At 72.9% G+C, this 15518-nt stretch carries 14 protein-coding genes; 5 read left to right on the top strand and 9 right to left on the bottom strand.

Annotated elements, in window-relative coordinates; genetic code table 11:
• Nucleotides 1-81: 81 nt before the first annotated feature.
• Nucleotides 82-1374, bottom strand: coding sequence for a biotin synthase BioB (gene bioB / locus KZX60_RS05960; RefSeq protein ID WP_248116430.1), 1293 nt, complete (start codon nucleotides 1372-1374; stop codon nucleotides 82-84).
• Between the two features lie 186 nt (nucleotides 1375-1560).
• The gene (locus tag KZX60_RS05955; RefSeq protein ID WP_248116428.1) at nucleotides 1561-1764 is read right to left on the bottom strand and encodes a hypothetical protein; all 204 of its coding nucleotides are present in this window, start codon (nucleotides 1762-1764) and stop codon (nucleotides 1561-1563) included.
• A gap of 280 nt (nucleotides 1765-2044) precedes the next feature.
• Here KZX60_RS05955 and KZX60_RS05950 point away from each other — a divergent pair, with 280 nt between their 5' ends.
• Entirely contained in the window at nucleotides 2045-3484 is a 1440-nt protein-coding gene (locus KZX60_RS05950; RefSeq protein WP_248116426.1) for an alpha/beta-hydrolase family protein, read from the top strand.
• 30 nt (nucleotides 3485-3514) lie between these two features.
• Here KZX60_RS05950 and KZX60_RS05945 read toward each other — a convergent pair whose 3' ends face one another.
• Nucleotides 3515-4156 (bottom strand): thymidine kinase, encoded by a 642-nt coding sequence (locus KZX60_RS05945; protein ID WP_248116424.1) that lies wholly within the window; start codon nucleotides 4154-4156, stop codon nucleotides 3515-3517.
• A 37-nt stretch (nucleotides 4157-4193) separates the two neighbouring features.
• On the bottom strand, nucleotides 4194-4643 hold the full coding sequence (locus KZX60_RS05940) for a DUF3151 domain-containing protein (RefSeq protein ID WP_248116422.1): 450 nt from the start codon (nucleotides 4641-4643) through the stop codon (nucleotides 4194-4196).
• Between the two features lie 167 nt (nucleotides 4644-4810).
• On the opposite strand from KZX60_RS05940, the gene KZX60_RS05935 reads away from it, so the two are divergent.
• Complete coding sequence (locus KZX60_RS05935) at nucleotides 4811-6031, top strand: hypothetical protein (RefSeq protein WP_248116420.1); 1221 nt, start codon at nucleotides 4811-4813, stop codon at nucleotides 6029-6031.
• Between the two features lie 65 nt (nucleotides 6032-6096).
• Here the strand turns inward: KZX60_RS05935 and aceB are convergent, their stop codons facing one another.
• Both aceB and aceA read right to left on the bottom strand, forming a co-directional pair.
• A complete protein-coding gene (gene aceB / locus KZX60_RS05930; RefSeq protein WP_248116418.1) occupies nucleotides 6097-7860 on the bottom strand; it encodes a malate synthase A in 1764 nt (587 codons plus the stop codon).
• A 33-nt stretch (nucleotides 7861-7893) separates the two neighbouring features.
• Nucleotides 7894-9201 carry an isocitrate lyase gene (gene aceA / locus KZX60_RS05925; RefSeq protein ID WP_248116417.1) on the bottom strand — a complete coding sequence of 436 codons (1308 nt, stop codon included), beginning with the start codon at nucleotides 9199-9201 and terminating at the stop codon, nucleotides 7894-7896.
• A 270-nt stretch (nucleotides 9202-9471) separates the two neighbouring features.
• On the opposite strand from aceA, the gene KZX60_RS05920 reads away from it, so the two are divergent.
• Nucleotides 9472-10938 (top strand): helix-turn-helix domain-containing protein, encoded by a 1467-nt coding sequence (locus KZX60_RS05920; protein WP_248116415.1) that lies wholly within the window; start codon nucleotides 9472-9474, stop codon nucleotides 10936-10938.
• 58 nt (nucleotides 10939-10996) lie between these two features.
• Here the strand turns inward: KZX60_RS05920 and fbaA are convergent, their stop codons facing one another.
• A complete protein-coding gene (gene fbaA / locus KZX60_RS05915; RefSeq protein WP_248116413.1) occupies nucleotides 10997-12019 on the bottom strand; it encodes a class II fructose-bisphosphate aldolase in 1023 nt (340 codons plus the stop codon).
• 157 nt (nucleotides 12020-12176) lie between these two features.
• On the opposite strand from fbaA, the gene KZX60_RS05910 reads away from it, so the two are divergent.
• Entirely contained in the window at nucleotides 12177-13073 is an 897-nt protein-coding gene (locus KZX60_RS05910) for an SMP-30/gluconolactonase/LRE family protein (RefSeq protein WP_248116411.1), read from the top strand.
• A gap of 78 nt (nucleotides 13074-13151) precedes the next feature.
• On the opposite strand, the gene KZX60_RS05905 is transcribed toward KZX60_RS05910, so the two are convergent.
• Both KZX60_RS05905 and KZX60_RS05900 read right to left on the bottom strand, forming a co-directional pair.
• Nucleotides 13152-13757 (bottom strand): RNA methyltransferase, encoded by a 606-nt coding sequence (locus KZX60_RS05905; RefSeq protein ID WP_248116409.1) that lies wholly within the window; start codon nucleotides 13755-13757, stop codon nucleotides 13152-13154.
• 128 nt (nucleotides 13758-13885) lie between these two features.
• Nucleotides 13886-14251 carry a hypothetical protein gene (locus KZX60_RS05900; protein WP_248116408.1) on the bottom strand — a complete coding sequence of 122 codons (366 nt, stop codon included), beginning with the start codon at nucleotides 14249-14251 and terminating at the stop codon, nucleotides 13886-13888.
• 49 nt (nucleotides 14252-14300) lie between these two features.
• On the opposite strand from KZX60_RS05900, the gene KZX60_RS05895 reads away from it, so the two are divergent.
• Nucleotides 14301-15341 carry a magnesium and cobalt transport protein CorA gene (locus tag KZX60_RS05895; protein WP_248116406.1) on the top strand — a complete coding sequence of 347 codons (1041 nt, stop codon included), beginning with the start codon at nucleotides 14301-14303 and terminating at the stop codon, nucleotides 15339-15341.
• Nucleotides 15342-15518: the final 177 nt, after the last annotated feature.

Genomic DNA, 15518 nt, shown 5'->3' with positions numbered 1-15518 from the left:
GACACGGCCCCGGGGGCGACCGCGCCTCAGCGGCACCTCCGCCGAACGGCACCGCTGTCATGTCGCTGGAGCGCGGACGGCTCAGGCGTTCGCCGGGGCGTCCGTGCCTGCACCGCGGCGGCGCAGCTCGGGCTTGGACGCGGCAGGGCCGCCCGCCGCCGGGTCCGCGATGTCCGGCATCGGCTCGTCCGGGATCACGACGTCGGCGCCCGCCTCCGCGGTCGGCTCGCCCTCTCCTCCGCACCCGCCGGAGCCGCAGCAGCCGCCGGAGGAGGAGGCGGCGGCGTCGTCCGCCCCCGGGGCCGCGGCCGTGTCTGCGCCGAGCACGGTGTAGCCGGCGTCGGCGATCATGGCGAGGTCCGCCTCGGCGTCCTGGCCCTCCGAGGTGAGGTAGTCGCCGAGGAAGATCGAGTTGGCCACCTGCAGGCCGATGGGCTGGAGGGAGCGCAGGTGCATCTCGCGTCCGCCGGCGATCCGCAGCTCCTTGTCCGGGCAGGCCAGGCGCACCATGGCCAGGATCCGGAGGCACTCGAGCGGCGTGAGCTGCTGGTGGCCCTGCAGCGGGGTCCCGTCGAAGGGCATGAGGAAGTTGACGGGGATGGAGTCGGAGTCCAGGTCGCGGAGCGCGAGGACGGCCTCGACGAGCTGCTCGTGCGTCTCCCCCATGCCCGCGATCAGGCCGCTGCAGGAGGACAGGCCGGCGGCGCCGGCACGCTGCACGGTGTCCACGCGCTGCTCGTAGGTGTGGGAGGTGCAGATGGACTCGTAGTGGGACTCGGCCGTGTTGAGGTTGTGGTTGTAGGCGTCGACGCCGGCGTCCTTGAGCTTCTCGGCCTGGCCGTCCTTGAGGAAGCCGAGGCACGCGCACACCTCGACGTCCGGGTGCTGGGCCTTGAGGTCGCCGACCATGCCGGCCACGCGGTCGACGTCGCGGTCTGTGGGGCCGGTGCCGGAGGCCACCATGCACACGCGCGAGGCGCCGCCGGCGATGCCCAGGCCCGCCTGGCGGACGGCCTCCTCCGGCTTGAGCCACGTGTAGCGCAGGATCTCGGCCTCGGTGCCGAGCCGCTGGGAGCAGTAGGTGCAGTTCTCCGGGCAGAGGCCGGTCTTGAGGCTGACCAGGTAGTTGACCTTGACCGTGCGGCCGAAGTGCTTCTCGCGCAGGCGCGAGGCCGCCGCGACGATGCGGAACGTGTCCGCGTCCGGGGCGTCCAGCACAGCGACGGCCTCTTCAGCGGTGAGGCGGTGGCCGGCGTCGACGCGGGCGACGAGCGCGTCGTAGTCGAGCGGGGCGGCGGGAGCGGCGCCAGACGGGGAGCCGTGGATGGCCCCGGCGACGTCGGCGGCGGTGGGGGCGTCCTGCGTGGCGGTCATGCGGGCCTCATTCGATGGGCGGGGCGGGGCCCCGTCGGTGGGAGTGACGGCCAGCACTATAACAGTGTTCAGTGAACGGTGTTCAGGACCCACACCTGCCCGCCCGAAACGGGCGCCGCCCGCGCGCCTTCCGGCGCGAGACGGGAGGGCGCTGAGAACGACGTCGCGACCAGGACGGGGCGATCGTCACCGCGCGCGGGCGTCGCGCACGGCCGCAGCCCGCTCGATCCTCGCCTGCTCCACCGCGTCCAGGGCGGCACGATAGGCCGCGCCCTTCTCGCAGCAGCCCCCGAGGCAGCAGTCCTCATCGAGGTCGAAGTCCGCCGGGTCCGGGAGCGCGGGCTCCGGAGGCAGGCCGTTGACGTCGGTGGGGTCCGGTGCGGCGGTCATGGGGCGGTCCTCACGGGGTTCGGTCGGGTCGGGCGCACCCGAGCAACGGCGGGTGCCACCGGAGGCGGCGACGCCGCCGAGCTCAGCCTGCCATCAAGGTGGCGGGTGCGGGGGCGGCGCCCGCCCTCCCGCTCCTCGGCCACCCTGGTGGAGGTGGCCCGAGCGCGCGGGCGAGCGTGTCTCGTACCCACCCGCGCCGCCGTCGTCCCCCACCGGCGCGCCCCGCCGCGGCCAGCTCCTCTCCCGCCCCTCCCAGCCCGGCCTGACCCTCGCGCTCGTCATGCTGTGGGTGGCCCTGAGCCCCAGCCTGCTGCCGAACGCGTGGTGGATGACCGCGGTGGCCGTGGGCCTCAGCGTGGTGCTGGGCTCCATCGTGGGTGGACTGGCGGGACGGCTGATCGCGTGGATCGTGCGGCGCATGGACCTGCGCGCCACCGTCGACCCGCGCGCCGACTGGCTGCTGCGCCTCGGCTGGGACCTGCTGCTCGTGGGGATCAGCGCCCGGGCCTGGGTCTGGAGCCTGCGCGAGCAGGAGCGCACCGCCGAGCTCGTGGGCCTGGAGAGCAGCGGGATGGCCGGGCAGGCGGTCGGGTGCTCCCCGGCCTGCTCCTGGCCGCCCTCGGCTCCGCCGCCCAGTTCAACTCCCAGACCGCCCCGGGCCGCACGCCGCCGCAGGAGCCCGAGCGCTCCGGCCCCCGGACTCCACGCAGAGCTGGGAGAGCCTGGGCCGCGACGGCCAGGTCTTCGTCGCCGACGGCCTGCGCCGCGCCCGGATCGCCTCCCTCACCGGCGCGCCCGCCATCGAGCCGATCCGCCTCTACGCCGGGCGCCAGGCCGGGGCACCGTCGAGGACGCCGTCGCCGCCGTCCTGGCGGAGATGGACCGCACCCACGCATGGGGCCGAGACGTCCTGCACGTGACGACCTCGACGGGCACCGGCTTCGTCCAGGGCTGGTCGGTCGGCGCGGTGGAGTACCTGACCGGGGGCGACGTCGCCACGGTCTCCCTCCAGGACTCGTCCTTCCCCTCCGCGCTCGCCTACGTCTCGGACCGGACGACGCCGCCCCGCGCCGGCCGCGCGCTCTTCGACGCGGTGCGCGAGCGGTGGTCGGGTCTCCCGGAGGACAGCCGACCCCGCCTCGTGGTGAGCGGCGAGTCCCTGGGCTCCTACGGCGGCCAGGGCGCCTTCGAGTCCCCTGAGGACCTGCTCGCCGAGGTCGACGGCGCGGTGTGGACCGGCACCCCCCGCTTCACCCCCCTCTGGTCCACGCTGACGGACGGTCGGCGGCCGGGGAGCCCGGAGATCGCCCCGGTGGTGGACAACGGGCGGCACATCCGGTTCGTCACCCGGCCCGAGGAGCTCGAGCACGACTACGACGGCGGACCCTACGTCGACTGGGAGGAGCCGCGCGTCGCCTGTGCCCAGCACGCCTCCGATCCGATCGTGTGGTGGGGCCCGGCCATGCTGCTCCACGAGCCGGACTGGATGCGCGAGCACGTCGGCCGCGACGTCTCCCCGGACCTCGGCTGGGCGCCCTGGGTCTCCTTCTGGCAGGTGGGCATGGACATGCCCATGTCCGTCACCACCGACGGCGGGCACGGTCACCAGTACTTCGAGGAGGTCGTGCCCTACTGGGCGGCCGTGCTCGGGCAGGAGTGGACGGGCGAGCGGATCGAGGCCATCCAGCGGGCGGTGCGCGAGGACTACCGGCCGCGGTGACGGGGTCGCCCGTCCCGCCAGGCTCCAACGTCAGCCCAGCCGGCCGCCCGACTCGTCCAGGTAGCACGCCGCGCACAGCGACTCGTAGGTGACCTCGACGCCGTCGATGGCCACCTGGTCCCCCTCGAACACGAAGCGCCCGGCGCCCGTGGCGGCGTCCACCACCTTGCGGGTGTTGAAGACGGCCTTGCGCCCGCAGCGGCAGATGGTCTTGAGCTCCTCGAGGGAGTGCGCCACCTCCAGCAGGCGGGCGGAGCCGGGGAACGAGTGCGTGCGGAAGTCCGTGCGGATGCCGTAGGCCATCACCGGCACGCCCTCCAGCACCGCGATGCGCAGGAGGTCGTCCACCTGGCGCGGCTCGAGGAACTGCGCCTCGTCCACGAGCAGGCACGCCACGGGCGCCGCGTCCACGTGGTCCAGGAGCGCGTCCGGGTCGTCGCCGGCGGCGTGCCGGCGGAACAGCTCCACGACGTCGGCGCCCGACGGGATCACGAAGTCCACCGGGCTCGAGACGCCCAGGCGGGAGAGGATCCGCGCGTCGCCCTTCGTGTCGACCGCCGGCTTCGCCAGCAGCACGCGCTGGCCGCGCTCCTGGTAGTTGAAGGCCGCCTGCAGCAGTCCCGTGGACTTGCCGGAGTTCATCGCCCCGTAGCGGAAGTAGAGCTTGGCCACGTCGTCGTCGGCGTCCCTGGAGTGCCTCGCGCCGGCCTCAGGCCCGCGCGGCCCCGCCCTGCTGGGAGGCCTCGATCTGCTCGGCGGCCGTGGGGTCCGAGTCGCGCAGGAAGGTGCGGATGCGCTCGACCTCCTCGGACTCGCCGATGCCGGCGGCCGCGCGGCCGAGGGAGTACAGGCTCAGGAGGAAGCCGCGGTTCGGCTCATGGCTCCACGGCACGGGGCCCGCACCGCGCCAGCCGGCCTTGCGCAGAGCGTCCAGGCCGCGGTGGTAGCCCACGCGGGCATACGCGTAGGAGTCCACGGCACGGCCCTCGCTCCAGGCGTCCTCGGCCATGAGCGCCCACACGAGGGAGGAGGTGGGGGCCACGGGCACGATGTCCTCCGGGAGGTCGCCCGCCTCGAGCCGGGCGAGCACCTCCGGCTCCTCCGGCAGCCGCGTGGCCGCGGGCTCCATCAGGTTGCGGCCGATCAGGGACTCGGACATGCGGTGCTCCTCTTCCTCGGGTGCCTCGGGCGTTCCGCGTGGGGTCACCGCGCGGAGCGGTCTCGCCCGCGAGTCTATCCAGCGGTCCGGTACCGTAGGGCGAGCATCCGGCCGGGAGGCATCTCTCCGCGCGCCCGGCCCGCGATGCCGTCGAAGGAGCCCACGCCATGTCCTACCCCGAGTCCCCGCGTCGCCGCGCCGCCGCGGCCGCCGGCACCGCCGCCCTCGCGCTCGTCCTGGCCGGCTGTGCCGCGGGCGGAGAGTCGGGCGGCACCACCCCGTCGCCCAGCCCCACGGCGTCCGCGTCCGCCACCGGCGCCGCCTCCACCGCGGACCCCACCCCCACGGACCCGGCCGCCGCCGCCGCGTCCCGCGTGGCCGCCGCCAGGGCTTCGGCCGCCGCGGAGGGGACGCGCCGCCCCGAGCCCCGCGAGGCCCTGCAGACCGTGGGCCCCGGCATCAAGGACGGCGCCGCCTCCGGCGGCTGGCAGTCTGTGGCCGCCGCGAAGAACAACACCGTCTCCGTCATGAACTGCACGCGGGACGTGCTGGACCAGCGGACCATGGACGCCGTCGCCACCCACATCCCGAATCCGTCGGCCATCGGCTTCGTGGACCAGTACGCCTCGCGCGACGCCACCCACGAGTTCCTGTCCTGCGTCTACCAGGGCGACTCGAAGCGCAGCACCGGCATGCCCGTGGTCACCGTGAGCTACCAGCACAACCTCGACGGCGAGCGCCTCGACTGGTGCCGGCCCGAGCCCGCCGCCGTGGCGGACGAGTACTCCTTCGACGAGGCCTCAGGCAAGGGCCTGCTCGCGCTGCTGCGTCCGGGCATGGTGGGCGGCCAGGACGGCGCACCCCTGCTTCCCCAGCGCACCGGGTGGGCCTGCACCGAGGACGGCACCGAGATGGTCTCCGTCATCTTCGGCGCCATGGAGGGCTACGGCGACGCCAACGACGGCCTCACCCAGGTGGAGGACTCCCCCGTCGCCCAGAGCACGACCGTGGTCACCCAGGCCCGCGACCACCTCGCGGACACCGTGCTGAAGGACCCCTCGCACTACCGCGAGATCATCCAGAAGAGCTCCCCGTTCTTCCTGGACGCGCAGATGGACGAGGAGTCCCTCCAGGCGGCCCGCGCGCTGCCCACCGGGCGGATCCCCGAGGACCAGCTCACGGACCAGTCCACGATCGACCGCCCCGAGGGCGCCCCGGGCCCCGTGGCCCCGGGCCAGCCGCCCCGCCCGTTCCAGGGTGCGGCGGCCGCCGCCGCGGCCTCCTCGAGTGCGGCCGCCGCCGCGGAGAGCGCCGCCTCGCCCTCGGCCAGCCCGTCACCGACGAAGTCGGCCTCGGCCTCGCCGTCCCCCTCCACGTCCGGGGACTGACACCCGGCACGACGACGGCCGGTCACCCCGTGAGGTGACCGGCCGTCGTCGTGGGGACCGGCGGATCAGGCCTTCGCCGTGGCGTCGTCCTGGCCGGCGAAGTGCCGGCGGTACGCACCCAGGGTGAGGAACGCCGGGTACTCCGGCGGCAGGGCCGACTCGCAGAACACGCGCACCGCGTCCTCGAACCGGTGACCCTCGGGCAGCGGGCCGGCGAGGATCCGAGCGTGCTCCTCGCGGATCAGCTGCTCCATCCAGCCGCGGTTGGCGGTCCGCACGCCGCCCTCGGTCAGCTGCACACCGGTGCCGTTGTGGGCCCACTGCCAGATCTGGGACCGGGAGATCTCCGCCGTGGCGGCGTCCTCCATGAGTCCGTGGATCGCGGCAGCGCCGTTCCCCCGCAGCCAGGACTCGATGTAGCGGATCCCGACCTCGATGTTCATGCGCACGCCGGCCTCGGTCACCGATCCCGTGGTCGCGGCGACGTCGAGCAGGGCGGCCTCGTCCGGCTCCACGTCCTCGCGGCGGCGGGTGCGGATCTGGTTCGGGGCCTCGCCGAGCACGGCGTCGAACTCCTCCCGGGCGACCGGCACGAGGTCCGGGTGCGCCACCCACGAGCCGTCGAAGCCGTCGCCGGCCTCGCGGGCCTTGTCCGCGCGCACCTTCTCCAGCGCGGCGGCGTTGGCCTCCTCGTTCCGGCGGTCCGGGATCACGGCGGACATGCCGCCGATCGCCGAGGCGCCGCGCCGGTGGCAGGCCCGGACCAGCTGCTCCGTGTAGGCCCGCATCATCGGCTGGGTCATGGTCACCTCCGAGCGGTCCGGGAGGACGAACTCGGCCCCGCGGTCCCGGAAGTTCTTGATGATGGAGAAGATGTAGTCCCAGCGGCCGGCGTTGAGGCCCGCGGCGTGGTTGCGCAGCTGGTACAGGATCTCCTCCATCTGGAACGCCGCGGTGATCGTCTCGATCAGCACGGTGGCCCGGATGGTGCCCTGGGGGATGCCCAGCTCGTCCTGCGCCGCCACGAACACGCAGTTCCACAGCCGCGCCTCGAGATGGGACTCGAGCTTGGGCAGGTAGAAGTACGGGCCGTGGCCGCGGCGGATCAGCTCGTCGGCGTTGTGGAAGAAGTACAGGCCGAAGTCCACGAGGGCGCCGGCCATCGGCTCGCCGTCCACGCGGATGTGGTCCTCGACGAGGTGCCAGCCGCGCGGGCGGACGATGATGGTCGGCCGGTCCGTGAGCTCGCGCTCGCGCAGCCGGTACTCCTTGCCCTCGGGGGAGGTGAAGTCGATCTGGTCGCGGATCGCGTCGAACAGGTTGACCTGCCCGTCCAGCATCCGGTCCCAGGACGGCGTCGAGGAGTCCTCGAAGTCGGCGAGCCAGCCCGAGGCGCCCGAGTTGAGGGCGTTGATGGTCATCTTCCGATCCACGGGGCCGGTGATCTCCACGCGGCGGTCGTGCAGGCCGGGGGCCAGCGGCGCCACCCGCCAGGAGTCGTCCTCGCGGACCCGGCGGGTGGACCGCAGGTAGTGCGGGTTCCAGCCGTCGGTGATGCGGCGCCGGGTGTACTCCCGCTCCTCGAGCAGCCGCCGGCGGCGGTCCTCGGCCAGCCGGTGCAGGCGGCCGAGGAACGCCAGCGCCTCGTCCGTGAGGATCTCAGCCTGCCGCCCGTCGACCGGCCCGTGGACGGTCACCACGGGGGCGGCGCCCTCGGGGATGACGACGGGGATGGCCTGGGTGCTCACGTCATGCGGCAGGGGCGTGTGCTCCCGAGCGTCGTCGGCATGGATCTCGTGCAGGGTGGGGGTCATGGTCTGCGGGCTCATGGGACTGCCTCCTCGCGGTCTCGGCTGAGCGGTTCAGTGGAACTGGCCGGACTCCGTGGAGCCCGCCAGGGCCACCGTGGAGCTGTCCGGGTTGATGGCGGTGGACACGGCGTCGAAGTAGCCGGTGCCGACCTCGCGCTGGTGCTTGGTCGCGGTGTAGCCGCGGGCCTCGTCGGCGAACTCGCGCTCCTGCAGCTCGACGTACGCGGACATCTGGCGCTCGTGGTAGCCCTTGGCCAGGTCGAACATCGAGTGGTTCAGGGCGTGGAAGCCGGCCAGCGTGATGAACTGGAAGGTGTAGCCCATGGCGCCCAGCTCGCGCTGGAACTTGGCGATGGTGTCGTCGTCGAGGTTCTTCTTCCAGTTGAAGGACGGCGAGCAGTTGTAGGCCAGCATCTGGTCCGGGAACTCGGCCTTGACGGCCTCGGCGAACTTCCGGGCCAGCTCGAGGTCCGGGGTGCCGGTCTCCATCCAGATCAGGTCCGCGTGCGGGGCGTAGGCCTTGGCGCGGGCGATGCAGGGCTCGACGCCGTTGCGGACCTTGTAGAAGCCCTCCGCGGTGCGCTCACCGGTGATGAACTCGGCGTCGCGCTCGTCCACGTCCGAGGTGATCAGGGTGGCCGCCTCGGCGTCGGTGCGGGCGATGATCACGCTGGGCACGTCGGCGACGTCGGCGGCCAGGCGGGCGGCGTTGAGCGTGCGGATGTGCTGACCGGTGGGGATGAGCACCTTGCCGCCGAGGTGGCCGCACTTCTTCTCGGAGGCCAGCTGGTCCTCCCAGTGCACGCCGGAGGCGCCGGCGGTGATCATCGACTTCATGAGCTCGTAGGCGTTGAGCGGGCCGCCGAAGCCGGCCTCGGCGTCGGCCACGATCGGCACGAGCCAGTCCTCGACGGTGCTGACGCCCTCGGCGTGCTCGATCTGGTCCGCGCGCAGCAGGGCGTTGTTGATGCGGCGCACCACCTGCGGCACGGAGTTGGCCGGGTACAGGGACTGGTCCGGGTACGTGTGGCCGGAGAGGTTGGCGTCCGCGGCCACCTGCCAGCCGGAGAGGTAGATGGCGCGCAGCCCGGCCTTGACCTGCTGGACGGCCTGGTTGCCGGTGAGGGCGCCGAGGGCGTTGGTGAAGTCACCGCGGGCGTTCTCGTCCTTCAGCTGGGTCCACAGCTTCTCGGCGCCGCGGCGGGCCAGCGTGTGCTCCTCCTGGATCCGGCCGCGGAGACGGACGACGTCCTCGGCGGTGAAGCCGCGCTCGACGCCGGCCCAGCGGGGGTTGTGGTCCCAGTCGTGCTGGAGCTGCTCGGCGGAGGCGGGAGTGGAGTGGTGGGGCTGGGTGGTCATGACGTCCTCCTGGGGATCGGTCCGGTTCGGTGAGGGGTTCGGTGCGACGTGTCCGTCGCTGCCGTTGACCTCCACTCTGGTCCCGGGCAAGGCCCTCGGGAGCACAAAATCGGTGGAAACTCCGGCCGTTCCTGCCGCCGGGTCAGAACGTGACGGTCCTTGCGCCCTGGTGTGGCACGGATCACGACGGTGGCCCCCTGCTTGTCAAGAATGTGACTTTCTTTCCGTCACACGTGTTCTGCGGCCCCGGATCCGTCTACAGTTCCGCGCATGATGACTCGCCCGCTTCCCGAGGACAGCGCGACCGTGGACGCCGTCGCGCTGGGCCGCCGCGTCCGGCACCTGCGCAAGCAGGCCGGCCTCACCCTGGACCAGCTCGCGGAGCGCACGGGCGTGAGCGGTTCGCACCTGTCCCTCGTGGAGAACGCCCGCCGCGAGCCGCGGCTCTCGCTGGTCCAGCGGATCGCGGAGGTCCTGGGCGTGCCGGTCGAGGACCTGCTCACCGGCCGGGCCCCCACCCGTCGGGCCGAACTGGAGATCGAGGTCGAACGGTTCGCGCGCTCGGAGCACTACGCCTCCCTCGGCCTGCCCCCGCTGCGCATCGGGCCCCGCACCCCCACCGAGGTCCTCGAGGTGATCGCGGGGCTGGAGGCCGAGCTGCGCCGTCGCCTGGAGGAGCAGGCCGCCACCCCCGAGGAGGCGCGCCGCGCCAACGCCCAGCTGCGCGCCCGGATGCGCGCGGTGGACAACCACTACCCCGACCTCGAGGCCGAGGCGCATCGGCTGCTCGACGCGATCGGCCACACGGGCGGGCCGCTGGGCCTGCACGCGGTCTCGGAGCTGGCCGAGCACCTCGGCTTCACCCTGCGCTTCGTCCCGGACCTGCCGCACTCCACGCGCTCCGTCACGGACCTCAAGCACGGGCGCATCCACATCAGCGGCTCCCGCTCCTCGGACCACGACCGCCGCACCGTGGTGCTCCAGGCCCTCGCCGCCGCCGTCCTGGGTCACGGCGAGCCGCGGGACTACGAGGACTTCCTCGCCCAGCGTGTGGCGGTGAACTACCTGGCGGGCGCGCTGCTCATGCCGCAGCGGGCGGCGTCGTCGCTGCTGCGGGCCGCCCAGAAGCGCCGGGACCTGTCCGTGGACGACCTGAAGGACGCGTTCGGCGTCTCCTACGAGGCCGCAGCGCACCGGTTCACCAACCTGGCCACCGTGGACCTGGGCATCCGCTGCCACTTCCAGAAGGTCCACGAGACCGGGGTGATCCACAAGGCCTACGAGAACGACGGGATCGTGTTCCCCGCCGACCACACCGGTGCGATCGAGGGCCAGCAGGCGTGCCGGAAGTGGGGCGCGCGGCAGGCCTTCTCCCGCAACGACCGGTTCCGCGCCCACACGCAGTACACGGACTCGCCCAACGGGACGTTCTGGTGCACCTCGATGATCGAGAACGGCCCCGACGGGCAGTTCGCCCTCTCCGTGGGCACCCCGTTCGAGCATGCCCGGCACTTCCGCGGCGCGGACACCCGCCACCGGGTCACCTCCACCTGCCCCGATCCGCGCTGCTGCCGCCGCCCCGACCCCGAGCTCGAGGCCGCGTGGGGCGGGCACGTGTGGCCCGCGGCCCGCATGCACGCGCACCTGCTGGCGGCCATGCCCACGCAGACCTTCCCCGGTGTGGACGAGCGCGAGGTCTTCGAGTTCCTCCAGTCCCAGGAGGAGCGGGAGGGCTGAAACGCCGCCGGCCCGCACCCTCACGCGAGGGTGCGGGCCGGTGCGGCGGACGGCGGGGTCAGCCGATGCTCTTGCCGGCCGAGTTCAGCTCGGTGCAGGCCTGGACCACGCGGGCGGCCATGGCCTCCTCGGCCTTGGCGCCCCACACGCGGGGGTCGTACTGCTTCTTGTCGCCGACCTCGCCGTCGACCTTCAGGACGCCGTCGTAGTTCGCGAACATGTGCCCGGCCACGGGGCGGGTGAACGCGTACTGGGTGTCCGTGTCCACGTTCATCTTCACCACGCCGAAGGAGACGGCGTCCGCGATCTCCTGCTCGGAGGAGCCGGAGCCGCCGTGGAACACGAGGTCGAACGGGCGCTGCTTCCCGAACTTCTCGCCCACCGCGGTCTGGATCTCCTCGAGGATCTCCGGGCGCAGCTTCACGCCGCCCGGCTTGTACACGCCGTGCACGTTGCCGAAGGTCAGCGCGGTGAGGTAGCGGCCGTGCTCGCCGAGGCCGAGGGCCTCCACGGTGGCGATGCCGTCCTGGACGGTGGTGTAGAGCTTCTCGTTGATCTCGTGGGCCACGCCGTCCTCCTCGCCGCCCACGACGCCGATCTCCACCTCGAGGATCTGCTTGTTGGCGCGGGTGCGGGCCAGGAGCTCCTTCGCGATGCGCAGGTTCTCCTCGAGGGTCTCGGCGGAGCCGTCCCACATGTGGGAGTTGAAGAGCGGGTCCCGGCCGGCCTTGACCTCGGCCTCGGAGGCGTCCAGGAGCGGGCGGACGAAGCTGTCCAGCTTGTCCTTGGGGCAGTGGTCCGTGTGCAACGCGATGTTCACGCTGTACTTCTTGGCGACCTCGCGGGCGAACGCGGCCATGGCGAGCGAGCCGGTGACCATGTCCTTCACGGAGGAGCCGGAGAAGTAGGCGGCGCCGCCGGTGGAGACCTGGATGATGCCGTCCGACTCGGCCTCGGCGAAGCCGCGGATGGCGGCGTTGAGGGTCTGGGAGCTGGTGACGTTGATGGCCGGGTAGGCGAAGGGGCCGTTCTTGGCGGCGTCGATCATCTCGGCGTACTTGTCCGGGGAGGCGATGGGCATGCTTCTCAAGCTCCTCATGTCGCGGGGCGGCGGATCGTTCTGCTCGTCATCGTAACGGGGCGGGTGCAGGCGCGGTCAGGGCTGGACGACGATGCCCTGCGCCCCGGTAGCGTCGGCGGCGGACCACCCGTCACCCCGCCGCCACGAAGGAGCCGCCATGCGCGCCGAACAGGTCACCGATCCCCTCTGCTACCACGGCGAGGGCCCCGTGTGGGCCGAGAGCTGGGGCACCGCCTCCGAGGGCCTGGCCGCCGGCGGTGGGCTGCGCTGGGTGGACATGCTCGCGGGGGACGTGCTGTCCCTGCGCGCGGACGGCGGCGTGGAGCGCACCCACGTGGGCGACGTCGCCGCGGCCCTGCGCCCGCGCGTCGGGGGCGGCGCCGTGATCGGCGTGGAGCGGGGCTTCGCCCTCATGTCTCCGGACGGGGAGCTGACCACGCTGCCCGAGCTGTGGCCCGAGGCCGACGGGATCCGCATGAACGAGGGCGGCTGCGATCCGGACGGCCGCTTCCACTGCGGCACCATGGCCTACGCCAAGACCCCCGGTGCCGCGACCCTCTACCGACTCTCCCCCGCCCCCGAGGGCGGCGCGGGCGACGTGGACGCGGTGCTCACCGGCGCGACGACGTCGAACGGCCTGGAGTGGAGCCCGGACGGCTCGCTCGCCTACTACGACGACACGCCCACCCGGCAGGTGACCGTCTTCGACTACTCCCGCGAGGAAGGCCTGACGAACCGCCGCGTGCTCACGGACGTGCTGGACGGCGAGGGCAAGCCGGACGGGCTCACCGTGGACGCCGAGGGCGGGATCTGGGTGGCCGTCATCAGCCACGGGCAGATCCACCGCTACACGCCCGAGGGGAGGCTCGACGAGGTGGTGGAGGTGCCCGTGCAGAAGACCACGGCGTGCACCTTCGGCGGCGAGGACCTGGGCACCCTCTACATCACCACGTCGTGGGAGAACATGGAGCCGGGCGAGGACCCGCTCGCCGGTGCAGTGTTCGCGGTGCGCCCGGGCGTGAGCGGGCTGCCGGTCCGCCCCTTCGCCGGCTGACTCCACGCACCCCGCCGTCGTGCACGAGACGGGAGCCATTCGCCCCGCCGTCGTGCACGAGACGGGACGCGACCCCCATCACGGCGACGGCGCCGGGCCCCCGTGCTGGCGGATCCAGCCGTGCATCGCGATGCCGGCGGCCACGCCCGCGTTGATCGAGCGGGTGGAGCCGTACTGGGCGATCGAGAGGACCGCCTCGCTCGCCGCCCGCACCTCCTCCGAGAGCCCGGGGCCCTCCTGGCCGAACACGAGCACGCACGATCGCGGGAAGTCGAACGTCTCGAGCGGCACGGACTCCGGGAAGAGGTCCACCCCGATCACGGGCAGCCCCTGACCCGCGGCCCACCCCGTGAACTCCTCCACGGACGCGTGGTGGTGCACGTGGAGGTACCGGTCCGTCACCATGGCCCCGCGCCGGTTCCAGCGGCGCCGGCCGATGACGTGCACGCCCGCGGCGTTGAACGCGTTCGCGGTGCGCACCACCGTGCCGATGTTCAGGTCGTGCTGCCAGTTCTCGATGGCCACGTGGAACGGATGCCGCCGGGCATCCAGCTCGGCCACGATCGCCTCGAGCCGCCAGTACCGGTAGCGGTCCAGGACGTTGCGGCGGTCGCCGCCGGCCAGCAGCTCCGGGTCGAGGCGCGCGTCGTCGGGCCACGGCCCCTCCCACGGGGGCACGCCCACGGCGCGCTCGGCATCCGGTCCCTCTCCGTCCCGGCCCCCGTCCCCGGGAACGGCGGAGGAGACCGGCGCACCCGGGGAGACGGGCGCGCCGGGGCGAGCGCCGCCGTCGTCATGCTGCCGGGGCGCGCTCAGCGGCGGCCGGCCTTGCGGTCCACGAGGGCCCACGAGCCGAGCGCGGACGCTCCGGCCACGGAGAGCACCGCGGGCCACGCGCCGATCCTCTTCGCGAGCGGGTGGGAGGCGCCGAAGCCGCCGAGGTACAGCGCGGAGAGGGCGCCGGCGACGCCGGGGCCGCCCTTGGCCAGCCAGGTGCGGCCCGCGTAGCCGCCGGCCGCGGCGAGCACCACGCCGCCGAGCGGTCGGATGCCGGTCTCGCGGGCGGTCAGGTAGCCGCCGACCAGCCCGAGGGCGGCGATCGGGGCGGTGGTGACGGCGTCGGCGGGGAGGAGGGTCTTGCCGTCGCGGACGCCGGGACGGCTCTGCTGCTTGCTCATGGCTCCACCGTACGCCGCCGCGCCCCGCGCGCCGGGGCAGAATGTCCCGGTGACCACCATCGACAACGCCGTCTACGTGGACGGCAAGCGCGTCCACACGCCGACCAGCCTCGACGACACCTGGGAGTCCTGCGAGCGGGAGGGGGGCATGGCGTGGCTCGGGCTCTACCGGCCGAGCGAGGCCGAGCTGCAGGAGGTGGCGACCGAGCTGCACCTCCATGAGCTGGCGGTCGAGGACGCCGTCAACGGCGGCGAGCGGGCGAAGCTCGACCACTACGGGGACGGCTGGTTCATGGTCCTGCACCCCGCGCGCTACGACGACCAGAAGGAGCTCGTGGTCATCGGCGAGCTCTCGGTCTTCACCGGGGAGAACTTCGTGGTGACCGTCCGCCACTCGGACGAGCCCGACCTGGCGGGCATCCGCGCGGCCCTGGAGGAGCACCCGGATCGGCTGGCCCTCGGGCCCTGGCAGGTCTCCTTCGAGATCCTGGACCGCGTGGTGGACGACTACTTCCCGGTGATGGACGGCCTCGAGACGGACGTGGACCAGATCGAGGACCAGCTCTTCCGCCGGAACAGGGGCGTGTCCCGGCGCATCTACAAGCTCTCGCGCCAGGTGATCCACGTGCAGCGCGCCATCAAGGAGCTGCCCGCCATGGTGCAGCAGATGCAGCGGTCCGTGGAGAGCGCCACGGGCGCGAAGCTGGACGGCTCCCACGCCGCCCACGTGGACGACGACGCGGCCGTGGAGACCCTGCGCCGCCTGCGCGACGTGCACGACCACGTGGTCCACCTCAACGACAAGGCCGCGTCCCTGCGCACCGTCCTGGAGAACGCGCTCGCCCTGGACTCGACCCTCGCGAGCAAACGGCTGGCGGAGCAGTCGATCGCGCAGAACGAGCAGACGAAGAAGATCTCCTCGTGGGCGGCCATCATCTTCGCCCCGCAGCTCATCGGGTCCATCTACGGCATGAACTTCGACCACATGCCGGAGCTGCACTGGTTCTGGGGCTACCCCTTCGCCCTCGCGCTCATGCTGGCGGTGGCGGTCACGCTCTACGTGCTGTTCAAGCGCAACGACTGGCTCTGACCCCGTTACCTTTCTCGTGGCTCCTCCATCGATCAGGATGAGCAGGTGCCGGCCAGCCGGTCCTCGGCATGATCGTTGCCCCCAGTCGACTGCATGATCCGGGGGGTGTTGTCACCGAGGACCGGTCTGGTGACCACGGATCGCTAATAGAGGCGCGAGCCCCTCACCGGGGCCCTT

This window comes from Micrococcus sp. EYE_212 (assembly GCF_023147585.1).
Taxonomy (GTDB): Bacteria; Actinomycetota; Actinomycetes; order Actinomycetales; family Micrococcaceae; genus Micrococcus.
Note: the sequence above shows the minus strand (reverse complement) of the source record. Positions and strands in the feature narration are given on the sequence as shown.